Below are 20,417 nucleotides of genomic sequence, written 5' to 3' on the forward strand. Positions count from 1 at the left end.
ATATCAAAAATTTAAGGAGTGTAGACATGTCTGAAAAGAAACCGAACATAGTACTGATTTTTGCGGATGATCTCGGGTATGGGGACGTCTCCTGTTTCAATGAAAATTCAAAAGTGAAGACGAAGCATCTGGAGGGCCTGGCGGAGTCCGGGATGATCTTCACGAATACGCACGCAACCTCCGCCCTGTGTACGCCGTCCCGCTACGGCCTGCTCACCGGGCGCTACAACTGGCGTTCAAAGCTGAAGAGCTACGTGCTGCCCGGCGATTCGATGCCTTTGATCGAGGAGGACCGCCGGACGCTTGCGCATATGCTCAAAGACGAAGGCTACCAGACCGCAGCCATCGGGAAATGGCACCTGGGGCTCGGATGGCAGCTGACGGATGAGCCGGACTTTGAGAAATACGGCCTCGATCCTGAAGATTTCCCGCGCATGGAGAAGCGCCACGGACGGGCCGGCATATTCGACATCCGGGCGGGGCTTGCGGATTTTGAAGGTCTCGACATCGACTACTCCAAGCCGATCACTTTCGGCCCGAATGAGCTCGGATTCGATTATTTCTTCGGCACACCGGCTTCCCTCGACCAGCCGCCGTTCGTCTACATCGAAAACGACCGTGTGACTGCGGAACCGAATGGCACGACGGGCGTGTCGAACCTCGACCGCCTCGGTCCGAACAACCAGACGCAGTGGCAGAACGGCGTCATCGCACCGGACTTCGTCCATGAAGAGGTGCCGGACGTCATGCAGGAAAAGGCGCTTGAGACGATCGATAAATTCACTGAGGGTGATGATCCATTCTTCCTCTACTATCCGAACCATCTCGTCCACGGGCCTTTATTGCCGAATAAGGAATTCAAAGGGAAATCCGGCATCGGCTTATACGGCGACTTCATCCTGCAGCTCGACCACTACGTCGGGGAGATCATCGACAAGCTTAAAGAGAAGGATATATTCGACGATACAATCTTCATCTTCACAAGCGATAACGGGGCTTCCGGCGTTGCCGGCTTTGAGGCATTACATGCCAAGGGGCACTACCCGAACCATGTATTCAAGGGCGCAAAAGGCGATATATGGGAAGGCGGCCACCGGGAGCCGACGATCATCTCATATCCGTCGGCGATCGAGGCAGGCGGGGTGTCGAACCACCTGATCAGCTTATCCGACCTGTACCGCACGATCGCCGAACTGATCGATGCGGATGTGCCGGATGATGCGGCGGAGGATTCCTACTCACTGTCGCCGATATTCGAAGGCCGGACGGAGGAGGTCCGGGAGGACGTCGTCCATTCCTCGGCCAACGGCGGGCTCGCCATACGCCGCGGGAAATGGAAGCTCGACCTCGTTGAAGACGGCGGCGGCATGGAAGTGACGCAGAGGCAGATGCAACGCGGCGAACAGCCTTCCTTCAAGCCGACCGAGCTGTATGACCTGGAAGCGGATATCCGGGAGCAGAACAACCTGATTGATGAACATCCGGATTTGGTTGAAGATATGGTCGGCTCGCTTGCAGAATACATCCGCCTCGGCCGTTCGACGCCGGGTGAACCGCAGGAGAATGAGGGCGGCAACGACTGGCCGCAGTTCGGATGGATCGAAGAGTACAGGCAGTACGTCGATCATTTCCAGTATGACTGATCATCAAATGAACAAATAAGATGAAATAATTAAAGCCAGGCAGTATAATACAATTAAATAAAATAGTTCTCTTATTAAGAGTGAGTGAAGGGACTTGGCCCTGTGAAGCTCCGGCAACAGCTTGTAAAAGCGATGTGCCAAATCCAACAGTTTCTATAAACTGGATGATAAGAAGTCGTGTTAAAGCTCTTCTTAATTCAGGAAGAGCTATTTTATTTGAAAAAATAAAAAGGTGGTAATCAAATGAAAAACGTACGCGAACTATTTTCAGAATTGGACGATTGGAAGGCCTACAAACCGGCCAGCACGATGAGCAGCATAGCGAAGTCGAATCATATCAGCAGTCTGGAGCGGGAAATCAAAGAGCGCATCGACATTGAAGATTACAAAGATTATATATTATCCAAAGAAGGAAGCCGGTCGCTTTAGAGCTTAGGAAAATCCGGATATCGCTATCCATCCTGTTCAAACCGGCCTGGACATCTTAAATCAGGATGACCGGGCCGGTTCTTTTACTGCTTCAAGGCTTTTGTCCCGGCTTCTTTTTTATATATTCTTATATAGAGATTTCTGCTATAATTTAAGTGAATATTCTGTCATTCAAGGGGATGAGGCAATGGCGAATGAAAAAGATGAACGGCATGAAGATCAGGCAGGCACCGGGGAGGTGGATGCAAAATATCTTGCCATCGGGCTCGCACTCGGTCCTGCTTTCGGAATGGTGATCGGCATGCTCGCCGGCAACGTCGGAATAGGGATTTCGCTCGGGATGAGTTTCGGTCTGCTTTTCGGCACGGCGCTTGGCGCAATGAAAAATAACAATTGAATGGACTGATATTATGTGGATACTCGTCATCGTACTTGCAGGCATACTCGCAAGCGTCATCAGTGAATACTTGAAGCACCGCAGGAAAATGGAGCAGATGCGGCTTGACCACATCGATAAGGAAATCGAGCTGGAGCGGATGAAGCAGGAGAACTACCTGCTTGAAAATGAGGAGATGCGCACCGTCCTCGACCGCATCAAGGCGGACAATAAACGCCTCGAAGCCCAGAAGGACTCCAAATGGCTGATTCAGGAAACACGCGAACGGCAGCTTGAGGAACGGGACGCGTAAAGACGTCCACCCAGTTTATATGCTGCCGGAATGGGTACTGAAAATTGAATGGATCAAAGACGGGAGGGATGATCATGAGCCGTTTTGAAAAGTTTGCCGCTGAACGGGATGTCATTGAAAGGATAGAAGCGCTCCGGGACGATGGTTTCCGGGATGATGAGATCACGGTGATTTCAAGGCAGAAGCTGGAATACGCCTATATGAAGTTCAGGGATGTCAATTTCAGGGATTCCGAAGGTACGACATGGGATAAGTTCATCTCCATGTTCTCCGATGGCGGCCCTGAAGATAAAGTGCTCGGTGACCTGGACATCTCCGAAACCGAAAAGGAGCACTTCAAAGAAGCGCTCGACAGAGGCGAGATACTGCTGCTGAAGGACGAGTACGGTGTACGTGAAGAAGGCTACGTCCGGAATGAGACCCGGGACTTCCATGAAACCCAGCGACAGGATGCGCAGGGTCTTGAATCCGAAGCGATGCGGGATGAAAGGCTGGAAATCCAGAAGGAAATGCGCCGACGGTATGATGATGCGTCGTATGACTATCCGGATGCATCACGCGCTGCCGGGAAGGAAGAGAAGACCGCCGTCTACCGCAAAGTGGACGATGGAGAGTACGGCTACAGTTCGAAGCCGTATAAGCAGAAAGACCGCCGGTACGGCAATCTCGACGAAAGCGAGTACGGGTATAAAAAAGTGCCGGGCAGTGAATACGGTTATAAGAAAAAATAAGAACACCGGAAGGCTTCCGGTGTTCTTACTTTTACCCTTGAGGATGTGTGAAGATTGAACCTCGATGCGATAGATGTGCTGTTTATGCATTACATCACCGGCAGGACGCCGGATGAAGTGAACAAATATGATTTCTGGCAGCTGCAGTACGGCAGGAGACCGGATGATCTGCTCAGGCGGCTGATGGAAGCGGGCGTCATATACGAAGACGACAGCCTGCCGGCGACCCTCCCGAAGCTGAGGGTCTTCGAGCTGAAATTCATCCTGAAGCGGGCCGGCCTGAAGATTTCGGGCAACAAGCCGGAACTGGTGAAAAGAATACTGCAGCATGCCGGGACGATCGATTTCACGGATGTGCCGCTGAAGAATGTGTATGTCCTCTCAGACAGCCATGCAGACTTTTATTCCGCCACGGGATTTATGAACTTCTTCCACTTCAACGGCAATTTCGACCTGCATGAAGTGTATGATTTTTATCTCGAGTCCGGTGAGCCGGATCCCCACCGGACCGCTGTCTCGTTTTTGGAAGGGAAGGCGGCGCGTCATTTACACGATGCCAATAAATACACCGCAATCAAGGCATATTTCCTCTTGTCGAATTATGCCCTGGAAGAAATGCGGGATATGGAGGCATCCATATATCACCTCAACCATTTCGTGATGCTCATCGTCCTCCAGACGATGGAGGGCGGAGGCGGTGACGGTTCCGAGCCGCACTTCTATATCGATGCGTACACGCGGTCGCGCTACAGGGCGTATATGGAGGCTGAAGGGATTGATGCTGGTGATCTGGTCCAGTACCTCACCGTATCCACCGGAGATCTGCCCTACCCGGAAGAGTCCCGCAGAGAGGCGGCGGCACTCATCGCAAGCTTTATAGAAGCGCCTGATTTTTATTAATGGACGTGGCCGTGGTGGGAAGTCTCGGTCTGGAAAGCCATGTCGCAGATGATGTCCTCCCCGTGGGCGTGGTCCCCGCATTCGATCTGGATCGTCACATGGCCGATGTTGTGTTTTTCGAGGCCGTCCTCGATTTTTTCAAGCAGATGCTGGGACTCGTACACCGTCATATCACCGTCCACGACGACGTGGGCGGATAAGGCGTTCATGCCGCTTGTGATCGTCCAGGCATGGAGGTCGTGGATGCCCTTCACTTCATCGATTGCTTTGATCCTGGAGACGATCTCATCAAGGTCGACATCGGCGGGTGTGCCTTCCATCAGTACATGGAGCGAATCTCTCGTCACCCGCCAGCCGCTGATCAGGATGAGCACGGCTACGATGACGCTCGCCAGCGGATCGGCGATGCCCCAGCCGAAGAATATCATAAGGAGTGCGGCAACGATCGCCCCGACCGAGCCGAGCATGTCGCCGATGACGTGCAGGAACGCCGCCCTCATATTGAGGTTGTCGCCCGTGCTCCCGCTACGCATCAGCATCCATGCGACGAGTATATTGACCGCGAGGCCGACCGTGGCAATGGCGAGCATACCGTAGGAAGCGACTTCCGGCGGGTCCTGGAACCTGCCGGCGGCCTCGTAGAATATAAAGCCGGAAATCAAGATGAGCGTCACCCCGTTGAAGACAGCTGCGAGTATTTCAAACCGTTTATAGCCGTACGTCTTGCTGTAGTTCGCGGCCCGCTCCCCGAGTGTCAGGGCTACGACCGCCACCCCGAGGGAGATCGCATCACTCAGCATATGCCCCGCATCCGCAAGGAGCGCCAGGCTGTTGGTGAGGAAGCCCCCCACCGCCTCAACGACCATGAAGAAAGTGATGATCAGGAATGCTATGAAGAGCGTCTTTTTATTTTTATCGTGTGAATGATCATGGCTCATTGTGAGTCCTCCTTAATCGTGTTTCACGTGGCTGATCATCTGATCGAGCATCGTCATCACGTGCGCATCATCGTGGGAATAGTAGATCGTCGTCCCTTCCCGCCTCGATTTGACGAGCCTCAAGTTTTTCAGCGTCTTCAGCTGATGCGACACCGTCGACTGTTTCAAGCCGAGCGTCTCAGAAATGTCGCCGACCGAATGCTCATTATTGAAAAGATAAGTGAGTATCCGCATCCGCGTCGGATCCCCGAGTGCCTTGAAAGTCTGCGTCACCCGTTCCATCGTATCGTCATCCAATGTTTTGTAATCCATCTGGTCACCTCTGGTTTTTATTATGTATATCATTATATTAACATATGTTCATATAAGAATGAAGCAGGACGGCAGGAAGGTCCACCCTCCCTGCCGTCAATCACGCCTGGTTCCGGAACTGTGCGTTCTCTTTCAGATGGAACAGCGTCCAAAAGAATGCGAGCAGTAATAAAATGACGGAACCGCCGATATAAAGGTAGGAGAACCCGTATTCCATGCCGATGATCATAAAGCTCACAAACGGCCCGATGGAGGCACCGACGTCCTGGATGATCGTATAACCCGTCAAAAAGTTCATCGATGTTTTCTCATCATCGATCGCAATGGCATCATTCAGTGTCGTCATGACGGTGGCACCCGCCATGACAAGCAGTGTGATGGCAATCCAAAAGATGATCGGCAGATCAAAGGCGATCAGCCCGTACAGCACGCCGGTGAAGACGAGTGAGCAGATGAACAGCGGCACCCTGCCGATCCTGCCGTCCGACCATATGCCGATCTGCCTCGCCAGGAAAGGTTCCCAGAGCCACCTGCATGATTGAAGGAGGCCGGACAGGAAGGCCGCGCTCACCACCACCTGGAACAGTGAAACGAACTCGCCCCGGCTGCTTTCGATCACCGAGCTCAATGTGGAGGCGAGGACACCCTGGATCAGCATCGTCATGAAGAATCCGGTGATGCAGACGAGCAGCAGTTTATTCCTGACATGCACCGTTTCGGCGGCGGTGAATGAAATCCCCGGCATAGGGCCGGCGGTGACCGCCTTCCCGCTGTCTCTTTCCATGTAGATGAGGATGATGAACAGACCGCACAGAGTCAGGATGCCGAAAGTAACAGCCACCGCCTTCAAACCGATGATCGGGACGAAAATCCCGCCCAGCAGCATGCCGAATAAACTGCCCAGCCGGTGCAGCCCGTTGTATGTACCCATGGATTTTCCCAGTTCATCCTTTTTTGAATAAACGGAGACGCTCGCCAGGCCGCCGATCCTGAAAAACGACCAGGCGACGCCCCACAGGCTCCGTAGGATGACCCATGCGATGAAGCCGCTGAAGAGTCCGTATCCCAGAGTGGTGAATGCACCGAGCAGGGTCGCGATGATGAGACCCGTCTTCAGTGAGATCCGCTTATACAGCCAGCCGACGAAGGGGGCGACGGGCAGTCTGACGAAACGGTTGATCGACAGAAGCACACCCACCTGCCACAGTGACTCAAGCCCCGCCTGCTCCCAGTAGATCGGCAGGGCGATATACAGCATGGAGTCACCGAGCAGGCTGAGCGCGGTCACCAGCGCGACGACTTTTATCGTGTTCGGGTTTTTATTCTCCTTCATTTTCCGGCGGAACTTCTTTTTATCCGGGGATTTTGGAAAATGCCGTCTGAAAGCACCGCGCTGATGTTTTCATCATTCAAGGAGTAATAATGCCATGTCCCCTTTTTGGTCTGGTTGATCAGACCTGCCCTGAGGAGTATCTTCAGATGATAGGAGAGCTTCGATTGCGCCATCTCCATATCCTCCGTCAAATCACATACGCATTGTGATTCCAGTGGTGAATCTGCCAGCAGATGAAGTATCTTCAGCCGCTTTTCATCCGCAAGCGCTTTGAATATCTGCTCATATTCTTTTAAAGGGTCGCTTTTGACCATATCCTTCTGCATGCTGCATCGCCCGCTTTCCATATCCATTCATTCTGATGTGTTCAGTATATATCAAAAATATTTGATGTACAAAGACGGGCCCTTTGATGAAAGCGCTTAACTATATGTTTTGCATAATTTACTTTATATGGGGTAGAATAAATGTATGAGCTTACAAAGCGATATTTTCATTCAATAGGAGGAATTTTCAATGGTAACGCCTTATAAAGCAGAGCCTGCAACCGATTTCACGGTGGAATCAAACAAGCAGGCATTTCAGCAAGCCCTGAAACAGGTCAAGGAACAATTTGGTGGAGATTATCCACTCATCATCGGCGGTGAAGAAGTGATGACGGATGATAAGACGACCGTGATCAACCCCGCCAATAAAGAACAGGTCCTCGGAAATGTTTCAAAATCGAAGCCTGAGCATATAGAGCAGGCATTCGAAGCCGGCGAAGCGGCTTTTGAATCATGGAGCACCTGGTCAGCGAAGGAACGTGCCGATCTTCTTTTAAGAATCGCGGCGATCATCCGCCGGCGCAAGCATGAATTTTCAGCACTGATGGTTTATGAAGCCGGCAAGCCTTGGAACGAAGCTGACGGTGATACGAACGAAGCGATCGACTTCATCGAGTATTATGCGCGTTCATGGATGGATCTTGCGGATGGCAAGCCGACAATGGATCGTGAAGGTGAATCCAATAAATATTTCTATCAGCCGATGGGCGTCGGGGTGACGATCTCACCTTGGAACTTCCCGTTCGCCATCATGGCGGGCACGACGATTGCACCTGTGGTCGCAGGAAACTCCGTACTTTTGAAGCCTTCCAGCGATACGCCGATCATTGCGTATAAATTCATGGAAGTCCTTAAAGAAGCAGGGCTCCCTGACGGTGTGGTCAACTTTGTGCCAGGTTCTTCAAGGGACATCGGCGACTATATGGTCGAGCACCACAAGAATCACTTCATCACGTTCACAGGTTCGAAATCAGTCGGCCTCCACATCACGGAGATAGCGGCCAAAGTCAAGGAAGGACAGCACTTCCTGAGACGCACGATTTCCGAGATGGGCGGCAAGGACACGATCATCGTCGATAAGGATGCAGACATCGAAGTTGCAGCCGAGTCGATCGTCCATTCTGCGTTCGGTTTCTCCGGCCAGAAATGTTCAGCCTGCTCGCGTGCCGTCGTTCATGAGGATGTGCATGATGAGGTGCTCGCAAGATCGATCGAACTCGCGAAGGAACTGACAGTCGGTGACACGACGGAAAACACTTATATGGGACCTGTCGTCAACCAGAAGCAGTTCGACCGCATCAAGGACTATATCGAAACCGGCAAGAAGGAAGGCAAGCTTGAATTCGGCGGTGAAACGGATGATTCCACAGGATTCTTCATTCATCCGACGATCTTCTCAGACCTCGACCCTGAAGCGGTCATCATGCAGGAAGAGATTTTCGGACCTGTCGTCGGCTTCACTAAAGTGAAGGACTTCGACGAGGCACTGGAAGTTGCGAACAACACCGAGTACGGCCTGACCGGTGCAGTCATCACCAATACGCGTGAGCACTGGCACCTCGCATGCCGCAAATTCGATGTCGGCAACCTTTACCTGAACCGCGGCTGTACCGCAGCGGTCGTCGGATACCACCCGTTCGGCGGATTCAAACTTTCAGGTACCGACCAGAAGACAGGCAGCCCGGACTACCTTCTGAACTTCGTCAACCAGAAAGTCGTTTCAGAAATGTTTTAGGATGTTTTAGGATTTGGAAGCGGGAACCCCCTTATATCCATGGATATGAGGGGGTTTTTATTTTTCTTTTTAAATTGAGTTGGGAGCGGGGGGGCGGAGGACGGCTTGTGACATAAGTCATCGCCTGGGACTGAAGTTGTGTCATTCGGGAACTTGCTGTGACACGAAACGCCCGTCACAGACCATCTCATGGCACAAAACACGCTCCCGTGACACGAAATACCTCCCACAGACCATCTCATGGCACAAAACATGCTTCCGTGACACGAAACACCCTCCAGAGACCGCTTCACGCCACAAAGCACGCTCCCGTGACACGAAATACCTCCCACAGACCATCTCATGGCAAAAAGCACGCTCCCGTGACACGAAACGTCCACAACAGACCACTTCACGCCACACACAAAAAACCCGGACGAGCAGCACACGCTCATCCGGGCATAATTATGAAGTTTATTTTCCAACGATCAGGTCGTTATGGTCTTTTGTGAACGGCGTTAGATATTCAAAGCCGTCTTCTGTGACGAGGATGCTGTCGCCGACCTGGGTGCGGTAGTCTTCAGAGTCCGTACCGCCGTCGACGGCAAATACCATGCCTTCTTCAAGAACGGCTTCGCTGTCCTTGGCGAGTTCGGGATAGGCGGTGTATGAGAAGCCGAGGGAACGGCCGGCCCTGAATGGTACAGGGTAGCCGTTGTCTTCAATGACGTCTGCATATGCCTTGAACACATCTTTGGCGTATGCCCCGGGCTTGATTTCGGATAAGGCCGCTTTCTGTGCTTCTTCCGCAATATCCAGCATCTTTTCGACTTCTTTGTTGATGTCGCCGACGAATAAAGTGCGGTCGAAGCCGACGAAGAAGTTCTTGAACTCTGCAGTGCCGCAGTGGCAGATGAAGAGCGGCTCACCGTGCTCGAGCTTCGTCATGCTGCTTCTGTGATGGGTCATCGTGATGTCGTGGCCGGAGCCCATGATCAGCTTATTGCCGATGCCGGGGTAGTTGAACGGGTCGGCCTCCTGGTAATGTTCTTCCATCAGTTTTGCGGCGTGGCGGGTACCTGCCTGTTTTGAAGCGAGTTCCACTTCATATTCATATACACCCGGTGCTGCGACTTTCATCGCACCTTTCAGCATCTCCACGGCCACTTCGCCGGCATGCCGTGCAATCTGTATTTCCTGCGGATCCTTGACGCTCCTCAGCCTGTCGATCTCCTGGCCGATATCGGATATACGGTCTTTTGGAATCACTTCACCGATGTAGTCCCAGACGATTCTCGGGAACGACATGTAGTCGACGGCGACTTTATCATTTTTATATTTCTCCAGATATTTCTTCAGAGGCGGGCGCCATTCTCCGTCTGTGCCGTCGGTCCACGGGATCACCGTGGCGACATCAGTCTGGCGCTCTGCCATCTCCTCTTCCATGGAGGGTACGATGAGCACCGATTCCCCGTCCACGGTCTGGATGAAGATGTTCGGCCTGCCCCAATCGATGCCGAGGGCGGCGTGATAGCCTGTCAGGTAGTATACGTAGTTCGGGTCCATCACAATTGCGACGGCATCACCCTGCTCCTGAAGTTTGTCGATGACGCGTGACCTTCTCGATTTGAAATCAAACATTATAACCCTGCTTTCGTTTGGAATTATAAGTCCTCGCCCGTCAGTCCTTTGACGGTGTCGACGAGGATTTCCCTGCCGTCCGCTTCAGCAAAGAAAAACGCTTTATGGACTGCCTGCTCCTTCACGATTTCAATTTCGGGATTCTTAAATGCATGGAACTTGAACATCACCCATCTCAGCACCAGCTTGCGGGCTTTTTTGATCGCCTCTTCATGTGAGACGACGGCCGGCACAAGTGCCGATGGTTTGATATTGATGTCCACCGTTTCCGGGAATATGTTCGAACGCAGCGGCACACCTTTGACAAGGTCCACCGTGATGACCGTCCATGCGATCCTCGGTTTCATGAACATCCGGGGCATGGACACTTTACAGAGTACGATAAGATAAGGATAACAAACCAGTTCTCTTCCATTCAAGTCCATCGGTGTCTCTATCAGGGAGACTGATTCATATTCTGCGTTATCCATACCGCTTCATCCTTTTATCCATTAGTCTGAAATGTGCTGGCCGACTTGAAGTCACGGTCGATCAGCTCCATGATGATTTCCTTCTCCGTCTTGTTATCGAGATTGCTCGATTTCAGGTTCCTGATGACTTCTTCATCCGAAGGCAGGAATGAGAATCTGCCGAGCTCGTTCTTCTCGGAATACTTATCCCACAGGCGTTCGAAGTCATCACCTTCAGGCGGCTTCGTCATCAGGCTGACGATCACGATCGTAAGCATCGCCGCGATGAACGCCGGTCCGCCTTCATAAATGTCGACCGGCGACCAGAAATACCAGATGACGGTGACTAGAGGACCCACGATCATGCCGGCGATTGCGCCTGCCTTCGTGACCCTTTTCCAGAACAGGGAAAGGATGATCGGCGGGCCGAAACATGTCGCAAGCCCCGCCCATGCGAAGACCGCAAGCCAGAACACCGTATCCAGCGGGTTCAGGGCGATGATGATCGCCAATACACCGAGGGCCGCCGTTGCGATTCTTGAGATGAGGATCGTCTTGTCTTCCCTCAGTTCACCTTTTTTGAGTATTTTATTCCACAGGTCTTCTGCGATCGTCGACGATGCGATCAAAAGCATCGAGTCGATCGAAGACATCATCGCCGACAGTGCGCCTGCGATGATGATGCCTGCAAGCCACCATGGGAACAGTTCCACGGCCATCGTCGGGAAGATGTGCTCAGGATCTGCAAGGTTCGGGAATAAAGCAAGCCCCGACAGGCCGATGAGCACCGCACCGTAGTATGCGATCATCATCCATACGATGCCGATCATCGCGATGCGCTTCACGTCGCGCGTATTGCGCAGTGCCATATAACGCACGAGGACGTGCGGGGAACCGTTGAAACCGATACCGATGAATAAGTAACTGATGATTGCGATGAGACCCGCCCATGTCAGTGCAGAACTGCCGAAGAACGGTGCCAGGAACTCCTGACCCATCATATCGGTGAGCTGATAACCCAGTTCGTTGAATCCGCCGAGCTCGGTGATCGCGAGGATCGGCAGCACCAGGAATGCGAACGCCATCAGCAGGCCCTGGATGAAGTCGGTCAGTGACACCGCAAAGAAACCGCCCATGATCGTGTAGATGATCGTGACGATACCGCCGACGACCACACCTGTCGCAAAGTTGACGCCGAGGACGACTTCAAATAAAACACCGAACGCGACAAACTGGGCACAGACGTAGACGGTCATGAAAACCGTCATGACGATGATGGAGACCCATCTCATTATATGTGTATCATCTTTGTAACGTGCCGACAGGAAATCCGGCACCGTGATTGAATTCTGAATTTCCGATAAGCGTCTGATCCTCTTCGCAAAGAACAGCCAGTTGAAGATCGAGAAGACACTTGATACGGCGTTCCACGCCGCACTCATACCCGTCGAATATGCCTCACCCGGCAGCCCCACGGTCATGAAACCGCTCGACTCGGATGCTTTCTCACTCATGGATAAAACCCATGGCCCGAGTTTCCTCCCGCCGAGGAAATATGCGGCGGAACCCTGTGAACTGATCCTCGCCGACCAGATGCCGAGGGCGAGAAGTAATATCATGTATATGATCACTATGCTTAATATGCCAATACCACCCATACCCTACAACCCCTTGTCATCATATTTTTTTCTGAATAAATCATTTTCCAGTTTTTCCATCTTCACTTCACGTGCATACCATATGGCTACGGAACCTATCATAAGAATAGGCGGCAGAATCAAAATCAGCCACCCGGATATTGGAAAAGCGTCCATCATGAACATCCCCTTTCCTCTATATTTTTAATGTTGAATCCCACGGTAAGCTGTCAAGCGAATACACCGGATACTTCTGATAATTATAAAAATCGTAGCACATTGAGCGGCCTTAGTAAACCGCGGGATGGATTATTATGCAGTCAAAAAACAGTCCTATGCCATATATTTATTGGCACAGGACTGTTTTAAATTTTATCATTCCAGGTCCCTGTAAGCATCGTGGATATCTGCAAATTTCTGTGCAGAGTATTCACTCATGCCGCGGTCCTCGACATCCTCGACATAGAGGGCGAGCATCATATCCTTCTCATCCTGGTCATAGCCGATGAACCAGCCGGTCTCCGATCCTCTAGTATCCTGGGACATTTTATTCTCGCTTGTCCCCGTCTTGCCGGCAAAGGATGCATAATCCCGTTCCATATCATCTGCATGGTAATCGGTGACGACACTTCTCATCGCATCTTCCAGATATGCAAGGTCATCCGCTTCCGCGATGCCTTCCACCTGGATTTCGGCCTCAGAATCTGCGAGTATTCTCGGGACGTAGACGTCCCCGCCGTTGACCACCCCTGAATAGATGGCGGTGATCTGAAGCGGCGAGATCAGGAGCTCACCCTGCCCGTATGCACTGTCTGCAAGCAGTATTTCGCTTTCGATGGTGCCGTCGTTCGACACCTGGCTCGTGTAGATCGGATAGTCGCTGTCGTACTCCTCACCGATGCCGAGTGCCTCCATCCCTTCGACGAAGCGGTCTGCACCAAGGTCAAGCATGGTCTGGGCGAAGTAGATGTTGTCGGAACTCGTGATCGCCCGGGCGAGGTCGAATTCACCGTCTTCCACATGGTAGCGGTTCACGGTATACCCGCCCCATGATTCATCCGCCTGCCAGCTGCTTCCGGTGATCGTCCGCGTCGCATCACGGTCGAAACCTTCCGTATTCAAAGCCACGAGTGCGGAGAGGATCTTCTGGGTGGAGCCGGGTGAAGTCGCCCGGTTGAATTTGCCGAGCAGCGGGTTTTCTTCATCCTCCTCGAGCGCATCCAGTTCCTCCTGCGTGATGCCGAACATGAAGTCATACGGGCTCGGGGCCGGATAGCTCGCTGCGGCAAGGATATCCCCGTTGTCAGGCGCAAGGGCGACACTTGCACCTGAATCCTCTTCAAGCTCGCCGTGGATGATTTCCTGGAGGTCCCCATCAATGGTGAGCACCACATCCGAACCGTCCTCGGCCTCTTCGCTGAACAACGTGTCGACGGCATCACCGTTCACATCCGCGATTGTTATTTCATATCCGCCTGACGGCTGCAGGCGCTCATCGTATAATGATTCAAGCCCCCGCTTGCCGGTCACATCACCGGCAGCCAGGTAATCCGACGCCTCGATCTCCTCGGCACTCGCCGCCCCGACGTAGCCGATCAGATGGAAGGCTGCCTCATCCAGTGGATATTCACGTGACGGCTGTTCCTGGACCTGAAGACCCTCATAGCTGAATTCTGATTTTTCCTTATCGGAGAAGCGGTGGGCTTCCTTCACAGGCACGAACATGCCCTCACCGATCCATTCCTGGTTGAATGTGTTCTCGAGTGATGCCTCGCTGACTTCCAGCACATCGGCAAGGTCGGTCAATTCCTCTTCGGTCATTTCACCCGCCGTGAAACCGACCACTTCCTTACGGCCGTTGAAGGCGAGCGGCTCGCCGGACTGGTCCTGGATCTCACCGCGCACGCCGCTCGTGAAATTGAAATCAAGCGTGCGGTTGCCGTTCAGGCCGGGGATGATCATATCCGGCGTCCATTCCACATGCCACGCATTTTCCGCTTCATCGTAAAGCAGGCTGATCACAATGTCCCGCGTCAGCTCGCCGTACGCTGTCTCCACCGTCCAGTCGCCTTCATAGAGCTTATTCTGCTCCGTCGATTCTTCCTCATTCAATTCAAGGTTGTCGATGGACCGTGACTCGACCCCGAGGTCCTCATACAGCTTCTCATATCTTTCGGTGACCTCTTCAGGCCCATATCTCTCCTGCCTGTCGATGTGCAGCGATTCATATATCTCTTCGTAGTTCCCGGCTTCATACTGCGATACATAATCATCCAGCGCCGCTTCCTCGCCCGCCTGGAATATGTTCGTGTAATTGATCAGCAGAAATGCGGCCGCTGCGAGGAGGACGATGCCCCCGATGATGATTCCAATCCATTTTTTCATTTTAACACCTGCAATCTTCCGTTATAAATTAATAAACGAACAATGACCAGCCATGCGGCTGAGCCATCGTTCGTCCGTGTTCATTTTTACTCCAGGTTCAGTCTTGAATGTGTGCGTTCAAGCGAGCGGTCCAGACGCTCACGTATATCTGCGGGCAGGTTTTCATCATCCTGGAAATCCTCCACCGGCAGTATTTCATAATCGAACGGTGTGTCGTTCGTATCGCTGTGGCGGTACACCCACGTCGGTGTATAGTGCACATCAGCGATGACCGTCTCACCGGACTCGTGGTCTTTCTCAATATCAAAATTCAATATGACGCCGTCCTCATTCGGCTCGAAGTCCGGGCCGATCGTCTCCAGACGCTGGTTGGAGATGAAGTTGCCGAGGGAATAAACGACGAATGACTCGCTTTCCCCGTCGGCTGATTCAAGGTATTCCGCCCGTTGGATGACATGCGGGTGGGAACCGATGATCAGATCCACGCCCTGATCCGCCAGGAACTGTGCATATTCCTTCTGGTAGTCGCTCGGCTCCTCGACGTACTCAGGACCCCAGTGCATGTACGTCAATATGATGTCCGGATCGTCCGCCTTCGCCGCATCGATCGCTTCCGTGAGATTCTCCTCGGAAATGACATCGATCATATTGTACACTTCCTCATCGGTGTAAGGTCCTTCCATGCCGTTCAGCATCTCCGTGAATGCAAGCATGGCGACTTTGATGCCGTCAATCTCCCTGATCACGTGCCGCTCTTCCGGTGCGCCGTCATATGTACCGACCACATCAAGGTCTGCGTCCTCCAGCATCTGCACCGTGCGTTCAAGGCCCTGTGCGCCCATATCGAGGCTGTGGTTGTTCGAAGTGACCAGGGCATCGAACCCTGCATACTTCACATCCTCAACAATCTCATCCGGCGTGTTGAACAGCGGATAGCCTGTGTAGCCGCGGTCTTCACCTGCGACCGTCGTCTCGAAGTTGCCGATCGCAAGATCCGCTTCCTCTAGATAAGGCTTCACATGCTCAAACCATGGCTTGAAGTTATATGAATCCGTCTCTTCGACATAAGCACCCCAGTACTGCTCATCATGCACCATGATGTCGCCGACGGTTGAAATAGTGATTTCACTCGTTCCTTCCTCAGCCGCCGCTTCTGCATTCCCTTCCGTATCATCCGCCGCACCACTGTCCGCCCGCCCTCTTCTGAATCTTCCACTGTTTCTTCCTCTCCAGCCGTCTCTTCCACTGCCGCCTCCTCTTCAGATCCATCATCTGAAAAGCTGAAAGCCATAAAGACTGCACCGGCTGCAATGATCAGCAACAGTATCGGCACCAGTATCTTCAACATCGATCTGTTTCCGTTATTCTCCGTCCTCTTCAATATCCATCCCACTCTCCCTGATATATTCTTCGTACGTGAGACCGCTTTCGTAAATATCGGAAGCGAGTTCCGCCCCGAGATACCGCAGATGCCACGGCTCATATAAATAACCCGTTATTTCTTCCTTACCTTCAGGATACCGGATGATGAAGCCGTGTTCATGTGCATTTTCACGCACCCATATCCCTTCATCCGTCTCCCCGAAAGCTTCAAGCAGCTCGTAGTTCACGCTTTCTGCCGTCACATCCATCGCAAGGCCCGTCTGATGCTCGCTCGCACCCGGCGGGGCGCTGAAACGGTTGGCCGCTTCCTCACCGTGCGCCGCCCTGTAGCCGTCATAGAGGCTTGCCTGCGTATTGTAGGAACGGTAGCCCGACCGGGCATATAAAGTGATGCCTTCTGCGAGCGCCGCATCGAACATCTCCGTCAGGGCATCCGACGCCTCCTGCCTCAGCTGGTTGATCTCCGGGCTCTCGAGCACGGTCGGCACTTCGACGGGGACGAGGTCCTCCGGCACATAATCCGCACTCAGATGATGCTCTTTATTGACGAGGGCCTGGATGCTTCCCTCATCGGCGATATCCTCCTCATCGATGAACGGTTCCGGCTCCTCGGAATTCATTTCCTCGGATTCCGCTTCCTCATCCGGTGATTCATCCGCCTCCGATTCCGTCTGTTCCTCTTCCGGCACGGCTTCCTCTTCCGTCCCGCCGCAGCCGGCAAGGAGCAGAATCAGGAGGAGTGCACCGGATATTTTTCCATATATGGTATATTTCATCAGATTCACCTTAATATTTTTTACTTATCCCCATTTAACCACAGCACAGCGCCCGATACCACAACCAATACGAAAAAAAGACCCGGCAGCCGGGTCTTTATATCAGTCAAGATCATATGAATTGTTGTCGTAATCCTGGATATGCCAGCCGATCTCAGGGTTCCATTCGGCGAAATAAACATCTTCAATGCGTTTGCCTGTCTCTTCCAGGGATTCCTCGACCCAGCTCTTGTCCCGGTCCAGCTCCTTCAGTTCATAGTCGATGATCTTACCGTCGGCGACCAGTGTATAGGAGGGCACATCAACGACCTGGTCCTGTTCCGACCGTTTTTTAAGTACCGTAAGCTGTCCGCTGTTTTCAAACATGGCGTAGTTCACTTCCCTGAAGGAGAATATGCCCTGCTCCCTGAGCAGCTCACTGAGTTCCTCCAGCTCCAGGTTCAGCCGCTGCATCTGATCACGGCGCAATTTTCCATCTTTGACGAGGGTGATGGGCTTGCCTTTGATGACATGGCGCAGCACGCCCGACTTCTGGGTGAGTTTCTCGAATATATAAATGAGCGCACTCCAGACGGCGAGGACGAAGAGCATCTGCGGTATCGTCACCGCCGGGTCATACATCGCATCCTTGATGACGCCGCCGAGCACCAGTGCATAGACGAAGTCAAGCAGCGTCACCTGCGCCATCTCTTTTTTGCCGAGCAGGCGGATGACGATGATGACGCCGATCAGACCGACGATGAGTTTTGATGCCATATGAAGATATTCCGTCATTACATCCATCAGCATTCATTCCTTTACTTTGTCATATCATGATGACTTATTCTGCAACCCAGCGCCAGGCGTCATCGATTTCCGTCTTATTGAACGATTTGACGCTGATGCCCGGCAGCATGTCCGCAAAAGAACCGATTTTCTTGAGCATTTCATCATCCGCCACCACCGCAAACTTGTTGAACTGGTTCCAGTGCTGGACATCGACCGGTATGCCCCGGAGCGCACCCCCGGGTGTCACACCTTCCAGCTTTTTGACGTAGATGAGCGCGTTCAGTTCCGCATCCTCACCGTAATGCTCTTTTATGAAGGCTTCTGATTTTTTGGCATCTATATCCATCACGTTGCCGTCGACCTCCACATGGACGACGTTTGGAAATTCACTTTCCGATAATTTCAGCATGTGATCACTACTCCCTTATCAGTTGTTATATAAACGCTACCCCTTAATTTCCCGGGAGAAACATGCCATGAGAAAAGCACCCCCGCGGGTGCTCCACTCAGCCTCGATATGCCGCTTCCAATTCTTCGATGTCGAATTTCTTCATCTTAAGGAAAGCTTCGGTGACACGCTGCAGTTGCTCTCTTGAACCGTCCCTGACCATGTCGTCCATCACTTTGGGAATGATCTGCCATGATACGCCGTACTTGTCTTTCAGCCAGCCGCATATCTCCGCTTCCGGCACATGGGAGAGTTTACCCCAATAATAGTCGATTTCATCCTGGTCATCGCATTTGACGATCAATGATACTCCTTCGGAGAAGTCGAAATCATGCTTTTCCGCTGAATCCATGAAGGCGAATGACAGTTTTTCGAGCCTGACTTGGCCGTGCATGACATGCTGCTTTGAATCAGGCCCATCATTTCCCGGGTAATAATGGATGCCTTCTATTTCAGCATCATGGAAAATCTCCATATAGAACCTCATCGCCGCTTCGGCCTTCCCAAGGTTGTCATTGATGAACATGAGTGTCGGGATGATCCTGGCCTCAGGCTTTTCCTCCGACAAATAAAACTGCCACGACACCCCATATTTGTCATCCAGCCATCCGTACAGCTCACTGAAATCGTACCTTTTGAAAGGCATCCGGATTTCAGCTTCATGAGTGAGCGTTTCCCATATCCTTTCGAATTTTCCCCGCTCTTCCGCAGTGAAGAGGATCATGAAGGAGATTGACGGGTTTTTAGTGATTTCCGGGCCGGCACTGATGGCCATGAACTGATGCCCCATGATTTCAAAATCCACCTGATCGGCATCCCCCGACGGGGTACCTTCCAGGGCGTTGGTGTAATGCACCTTTGAGTCCGGAAACAAATCTGCGTAAAATTCAGCGGCTGCGGCAGCTTCCGTATCAAACCATAAATGCGGGACTATTTTCTGATAGGTCACAATAAACACCCCTCCAATATTGATAGTATAATTTTACACTATAAGTTCATGGAGGGGTAGTGATGTCATCCGGGTAATATCATACGCTTTGAATCTTTTTATTCATCATCGACGTACTTGCCCTTCTTGGGCTTTGCGATCTCGTCGAAATTCTGGACCAGCTCACCCAGCTGGTCGCCGAGCGCCTTACCGGTGAGCGGCGGGCCGTGGCCGGTGATGGCATATTTCGGTGTGAGGTCATGCAGTTTCTTGACGGATTCATATGCAAGGTCCCAATCCGTCGTCAAATATCTTGGCGGACCGTAGATGCTCTCCTTCTGCGAGAGGACGTTGTAAAGGGCGTCCTGTTTGACCGTGACGAATGCATCGCCTGAAATCAGTGCACCGTCCTCTTCCCTGAACAGCGAAACGTGTCCGGCTGAATGCCCCGGTGTATGGATCCATTCAAATCCGGGCATATGCGGTACACTGCCGTCTTCAGGCAGTGCCTCGACATTGTCACCGAGATCGATCGCCTTGCGCGGGAAGGCAGGCGCCATTTTCGGCACCATACCGCCGTCCACGGAAGGATCCGGCTTCGGATAGTCCTCTTTCCCCGTCAGGTAGGGCAGTTCTTCTTTATGGGCGTAGACCGGCACATTCCAATGCTCGACAAGCTCTATCACGGCGCCGACATGGTCGAAATGGCCATGTGTCAGGATGATCGCCTTCGGTTTGCTTTCGGTGCCGAACCTCTTTTCCGCTTCTTCAATGATGTCTTCGGATGATTTCGGCATGCCGGCATCGATGATGACGTAGTCTCCGTCTCCTGATTCCGGTTTGCCGTAAAAGGCCATGTTCACGATCTGCACCGTATACTGATACAGATCCGGGAGCACCTCCACACCTTTGCCGCTGTTGACGGATGTCACCGGCAGCTTTTTGTAGTCATCGCCATATTTCATCTTGTCCATATTGATCCTCCTA

General features: G+C 52.4%; 22 protein-coding genes and 1 riboswitch. Of the genes, 7 read left to right on the plus strand and 15 right to left on the minus strand.

Annotated elements, in window-relative coordinates; genetic code table 11:
- The first annotated feature begins 26 nt into the window (after positions 1-26).
- From LPW40_RS07755 to LPW40_RS07780, 6 genes are all read left to right on the plus strand, one after another.
- Complete coding sequence (locus LPW40_RS07755) at positions 27-1,643, plus strand: sulfatase family protein (protein WP_230821662.1); 1,617 nt, start codon at positions 27-29, stop codon at positions 1,641-1,643.
- 68 nt (positions 1,644-1,711) lie between these two features.
- Positions 1,712-1,817: riboswitch (SAM riboswitch) on the plus strand.
- 69 nt (positions 1,818-1,886) lie between these two features.
- Complete coding sequence (locus LPW40_RS07760) at positions 1,887-2,072, plus strand: hypothetical protein (protein ID WP_230821664.1); 186 nt, start codon at positions 1,887-1,889, stop codon at positions 2,070-2,072.
- A 187-nt stretch (positions 2,073-2,259) separates the two neighbouring features.
- Positions 2,260-2,469, plus strand: coding sequence for a hypothetical protein (locus LPW40_RS07765; protein WP_230821665.1), 210 nt, complete (start codon positions 2,260-2,262; stop codon positions 2,467-2,469).
- A 13-nt stretch (positions 2,470-2,482) separates the two neighbouring features.
- Positions 2,483-2,761 carry a hypothetical protein gene (locus LPW40_RS07770; protein ID WP_230821667.1) on the plus strand — a complete coding sequence of 93 codons (279 nt, stop codon included), beginning with the start codon at positions 2,483-2,485 and terminating at the stop codon, positions 2,759-2,761.
- Between the two features lie 74 nt (positions 2,762-2,835).
- Positions 2,836-3,492: a general stress protein gene (locus tag LPW40_RS07775; protein WP_230821668.1), complete on the plus strand. Its 657-nt coding sequence runs from the start codon at positions 2,836-2,838 to the stop codon at positions 3,490-3,492.
- Between the two features lie 54 nt (positions 3,493-3,546).
- Complete coding sequence (locus LPW40_RS07780; protein WP_230821669.1) at positions 3,547-4,392, plus strand: SAP domain-containing protein; 846 nt, start codon at positions 3,547-3,549, stop codon at positions 4,390-4,392.
- Here LPW40_RS07780 and LPW40_RS07785 read toward each other — a convergent pair.
- From LPW40_RS07785 to LPW40_RS07800, 4 genes are all read right to left on the minus strand, one after another.
- Positions 4,389-5,330 carry a cation diffusion facilitator family transporter gene (locus LPW40_RS07785; RefSeq protein WP_230821670.1) on the minus strand — a complete coding sequence of 314 codons (942 nt, stop codon included), beginning with the start codon at positions 5,328-5,330 and terminating at the stop codon, positions 4,389-4,391. The genes LPW40_RS07780 and LPW40_RS07785 overlap by 4 nt on opposite strands.
- A gap of 12 nt (positions 5,331-5,342) precedes the next feature.
- Positions 5,343-5,642: an ArsR/SmtB family transcription factor gene (locus LPW40_RS07790; protein WP_230821671.1), complete on the minus strand. Its 300-nt coding sequence runs from the start codon at positions 5,640-5,642 to the stop codon at positions 5,343-5,345.
- 100 nt (positions 5,643-5,742) lie between these two features.
- On the minus strand, positions 5,743-6,975 hold the full coding sequence (locus tag LPW40_RS07795; protein WP_230821672.1) for an MFS transporter: 1,233 nt from the start codon (positions 6,973-6,975) through the stop codon (positions 5,743-5,745).
- Entirely contained in the window at positions 6,972-7,301 is a 330-nt protein-coding gene (locus tag LPW40_RS07800; RefSeq protein ID WP_330166181.1) for an ArsR/SmtB family transcription factor, read from the minus strand. The genes LPW40_RS07795 and LPW40_RS07800 overlap by 4 nt, the downstream gene beginning before the upstream one ends.
- 190 nt (positions 7,302-7,491) lie before the next feature.
- Between LPW40_RS07800 and pruA the strand changes: the two genes are divergently transcribed.
- Positions 7,492-9,036: an L-glutamate gamma-semialdehyde dehydrogenase gene (gene pruA, locus LPW40_RS07805; RefSeq protein WP_230821673.1), complete on the plus strand. Its 1,545-nt coding sequence runs from the start codon at positions 7,492-7,494 to the stop codon at positions 9,034-9,036.
- 453 nt (positions 9,037-9,489) lie between these two features.
- Here pruA and LPW40_RS07810 read toward each other — a convergent pair whose 3' ends face one another.
- The 11 genes from LPW40_RS07810 to LPW40_RS07860 form a co-directional block, all read right to left on the minus strand.
- The gene (locus LPW40_RS07810; RefSeq protein ID WP_230821674.1) at positions 9,490-10,656 is read right to left on the minus strand and encodes a M24 family metallopeptidase; all 1,167 of its coding nucleotides are present in this window, start codon (positions 10,654-10,656) and stop codon (positions 9,490-9,492) included.
- A 23-nt stretch (positions 10,657-10,679) separates the two neighbouring features.
- A complete protein-coding gene (locus tag LPW40_RS07815) occupies positions 10,680-11,126 on the minus strand; it encodes a hypothetical protein (RefSeq protein ID WP_230821675.1) in 447 nt (148 codons plus the stop codon).
- 14 nt (positions 11,127-11,140) lie between these two features.
- A complete protein-coding gene (locus LPW40_RS07820) occupies positions 11,141-12,763 on the minus strand; it encodes a sodium/proline symporter (RefSeq protein ID WP_230821676.1) in 1,623 nt (540 codons plus the stop codon).
- A gap of 354 nt (positions 12,764-13,117) precedes the next feature.
- Complete coding sequence (locus tag LPW40_RS07825; protein WP_230821677.1) at positions 13,118-15,127, minus strand: penicillin-binding transpeptidase domain-containing protein; 2,010 nt, start codon at positions 15,125-15,127, stop codon at positions 13,118-13,120.
- Between the two features lie 86 nt (positions 15,128-15,213).
- Positions 15,214-16,221, minus strand: a complete 1,008-nt coding sequence (locus LPW40_RS07830) for a CapA family protein (RefSeq protein ID WP_230821678.1) — start codon at positions 16,219-16,221, stop codon at positions 15,214-15,216.
- Positions 16,143-16,475 (minus strand): hypothetical protein, encoded by a 333-nt coding sequence (locus LPW40_RS07835; protein WP_230821679.1) that lies wholly within the window; start codon positions 16,473-16,475, stop codon positions 16,143-16,145. Before LPW40_RS07835 ends, LPW40_RS07830 begins: the two co-directional genes overlap by 79 nt.
- Before the next feature lie 13 nt (positions 16,476-16,488).
- Positions 16,489-17,286 (minus strand): M15 family metallopeptidase, encoded by a 798-nt coding sequence (locus LPW40_RS07840; RefSeq protein WP_230821680.1) that lies wholly within the window; start codon positions 17,284-17,286, stop codon positions 16,489-16,491.
- A 102-nt stretch (positions 17,287-17,388) separates the two neighbouring features.
- Complete coding sequence (locus LPW40_RS07845) at positions 17,389-18,069, minus strand: DUF421 domain-containing protein (protein ID WP_230821681.1); 681 nt, start codon at positions 18,067-18,069, stop codon at positions 17,389-17,391.
- 37 nt (positions 18,070-18,106) lie between these two features.
- Complete coding sequence (locus LPW40_RS07850; protein WP_230821682.1) at positions 18,107-18,463, minus strand: SpoIIAA family protein; 357 nt, start codon at positions 18,461-18,463, stop codon at positions 18,107-18,109.
- A gap of 97 nt (positions 18,464-18,560) precedes the next feature.
- Positions 18,561-19,451, minus strand: a complete 891-nt coding sequence (locus LPW40_RS07855) for a VOC family protein (RefSeq protein ID WP_230821683.1) — start codon at positions 19,449-19,451, stop codon at positions 18,561-18,563.
- Between the two features lie 98 nt (positions 19,452-19,549).
- Positions 19,550-20,404 (minus strand): MBL fold metallo-hydrolase, encoded by an 855-nt coding sequence (locus tag LPW40_RS07860; protein WP_230821684.1) that lies wholly within the window; start codon positions 20,402-20,404, stop codon positions 19,550-19,552.
- Positions 20,405-20,417 lie beyond the last annotated feature (13 nt).

It is taken from the genome of Salinicoccus halitifaciens (assembly GCF_021026095.1).
Lineage (GTDB): Bacteria > Bacillota > Bacilli > Staphylococcales > Salinicoccaceae > Lacicoccus > Lacicoccus halitifaciens.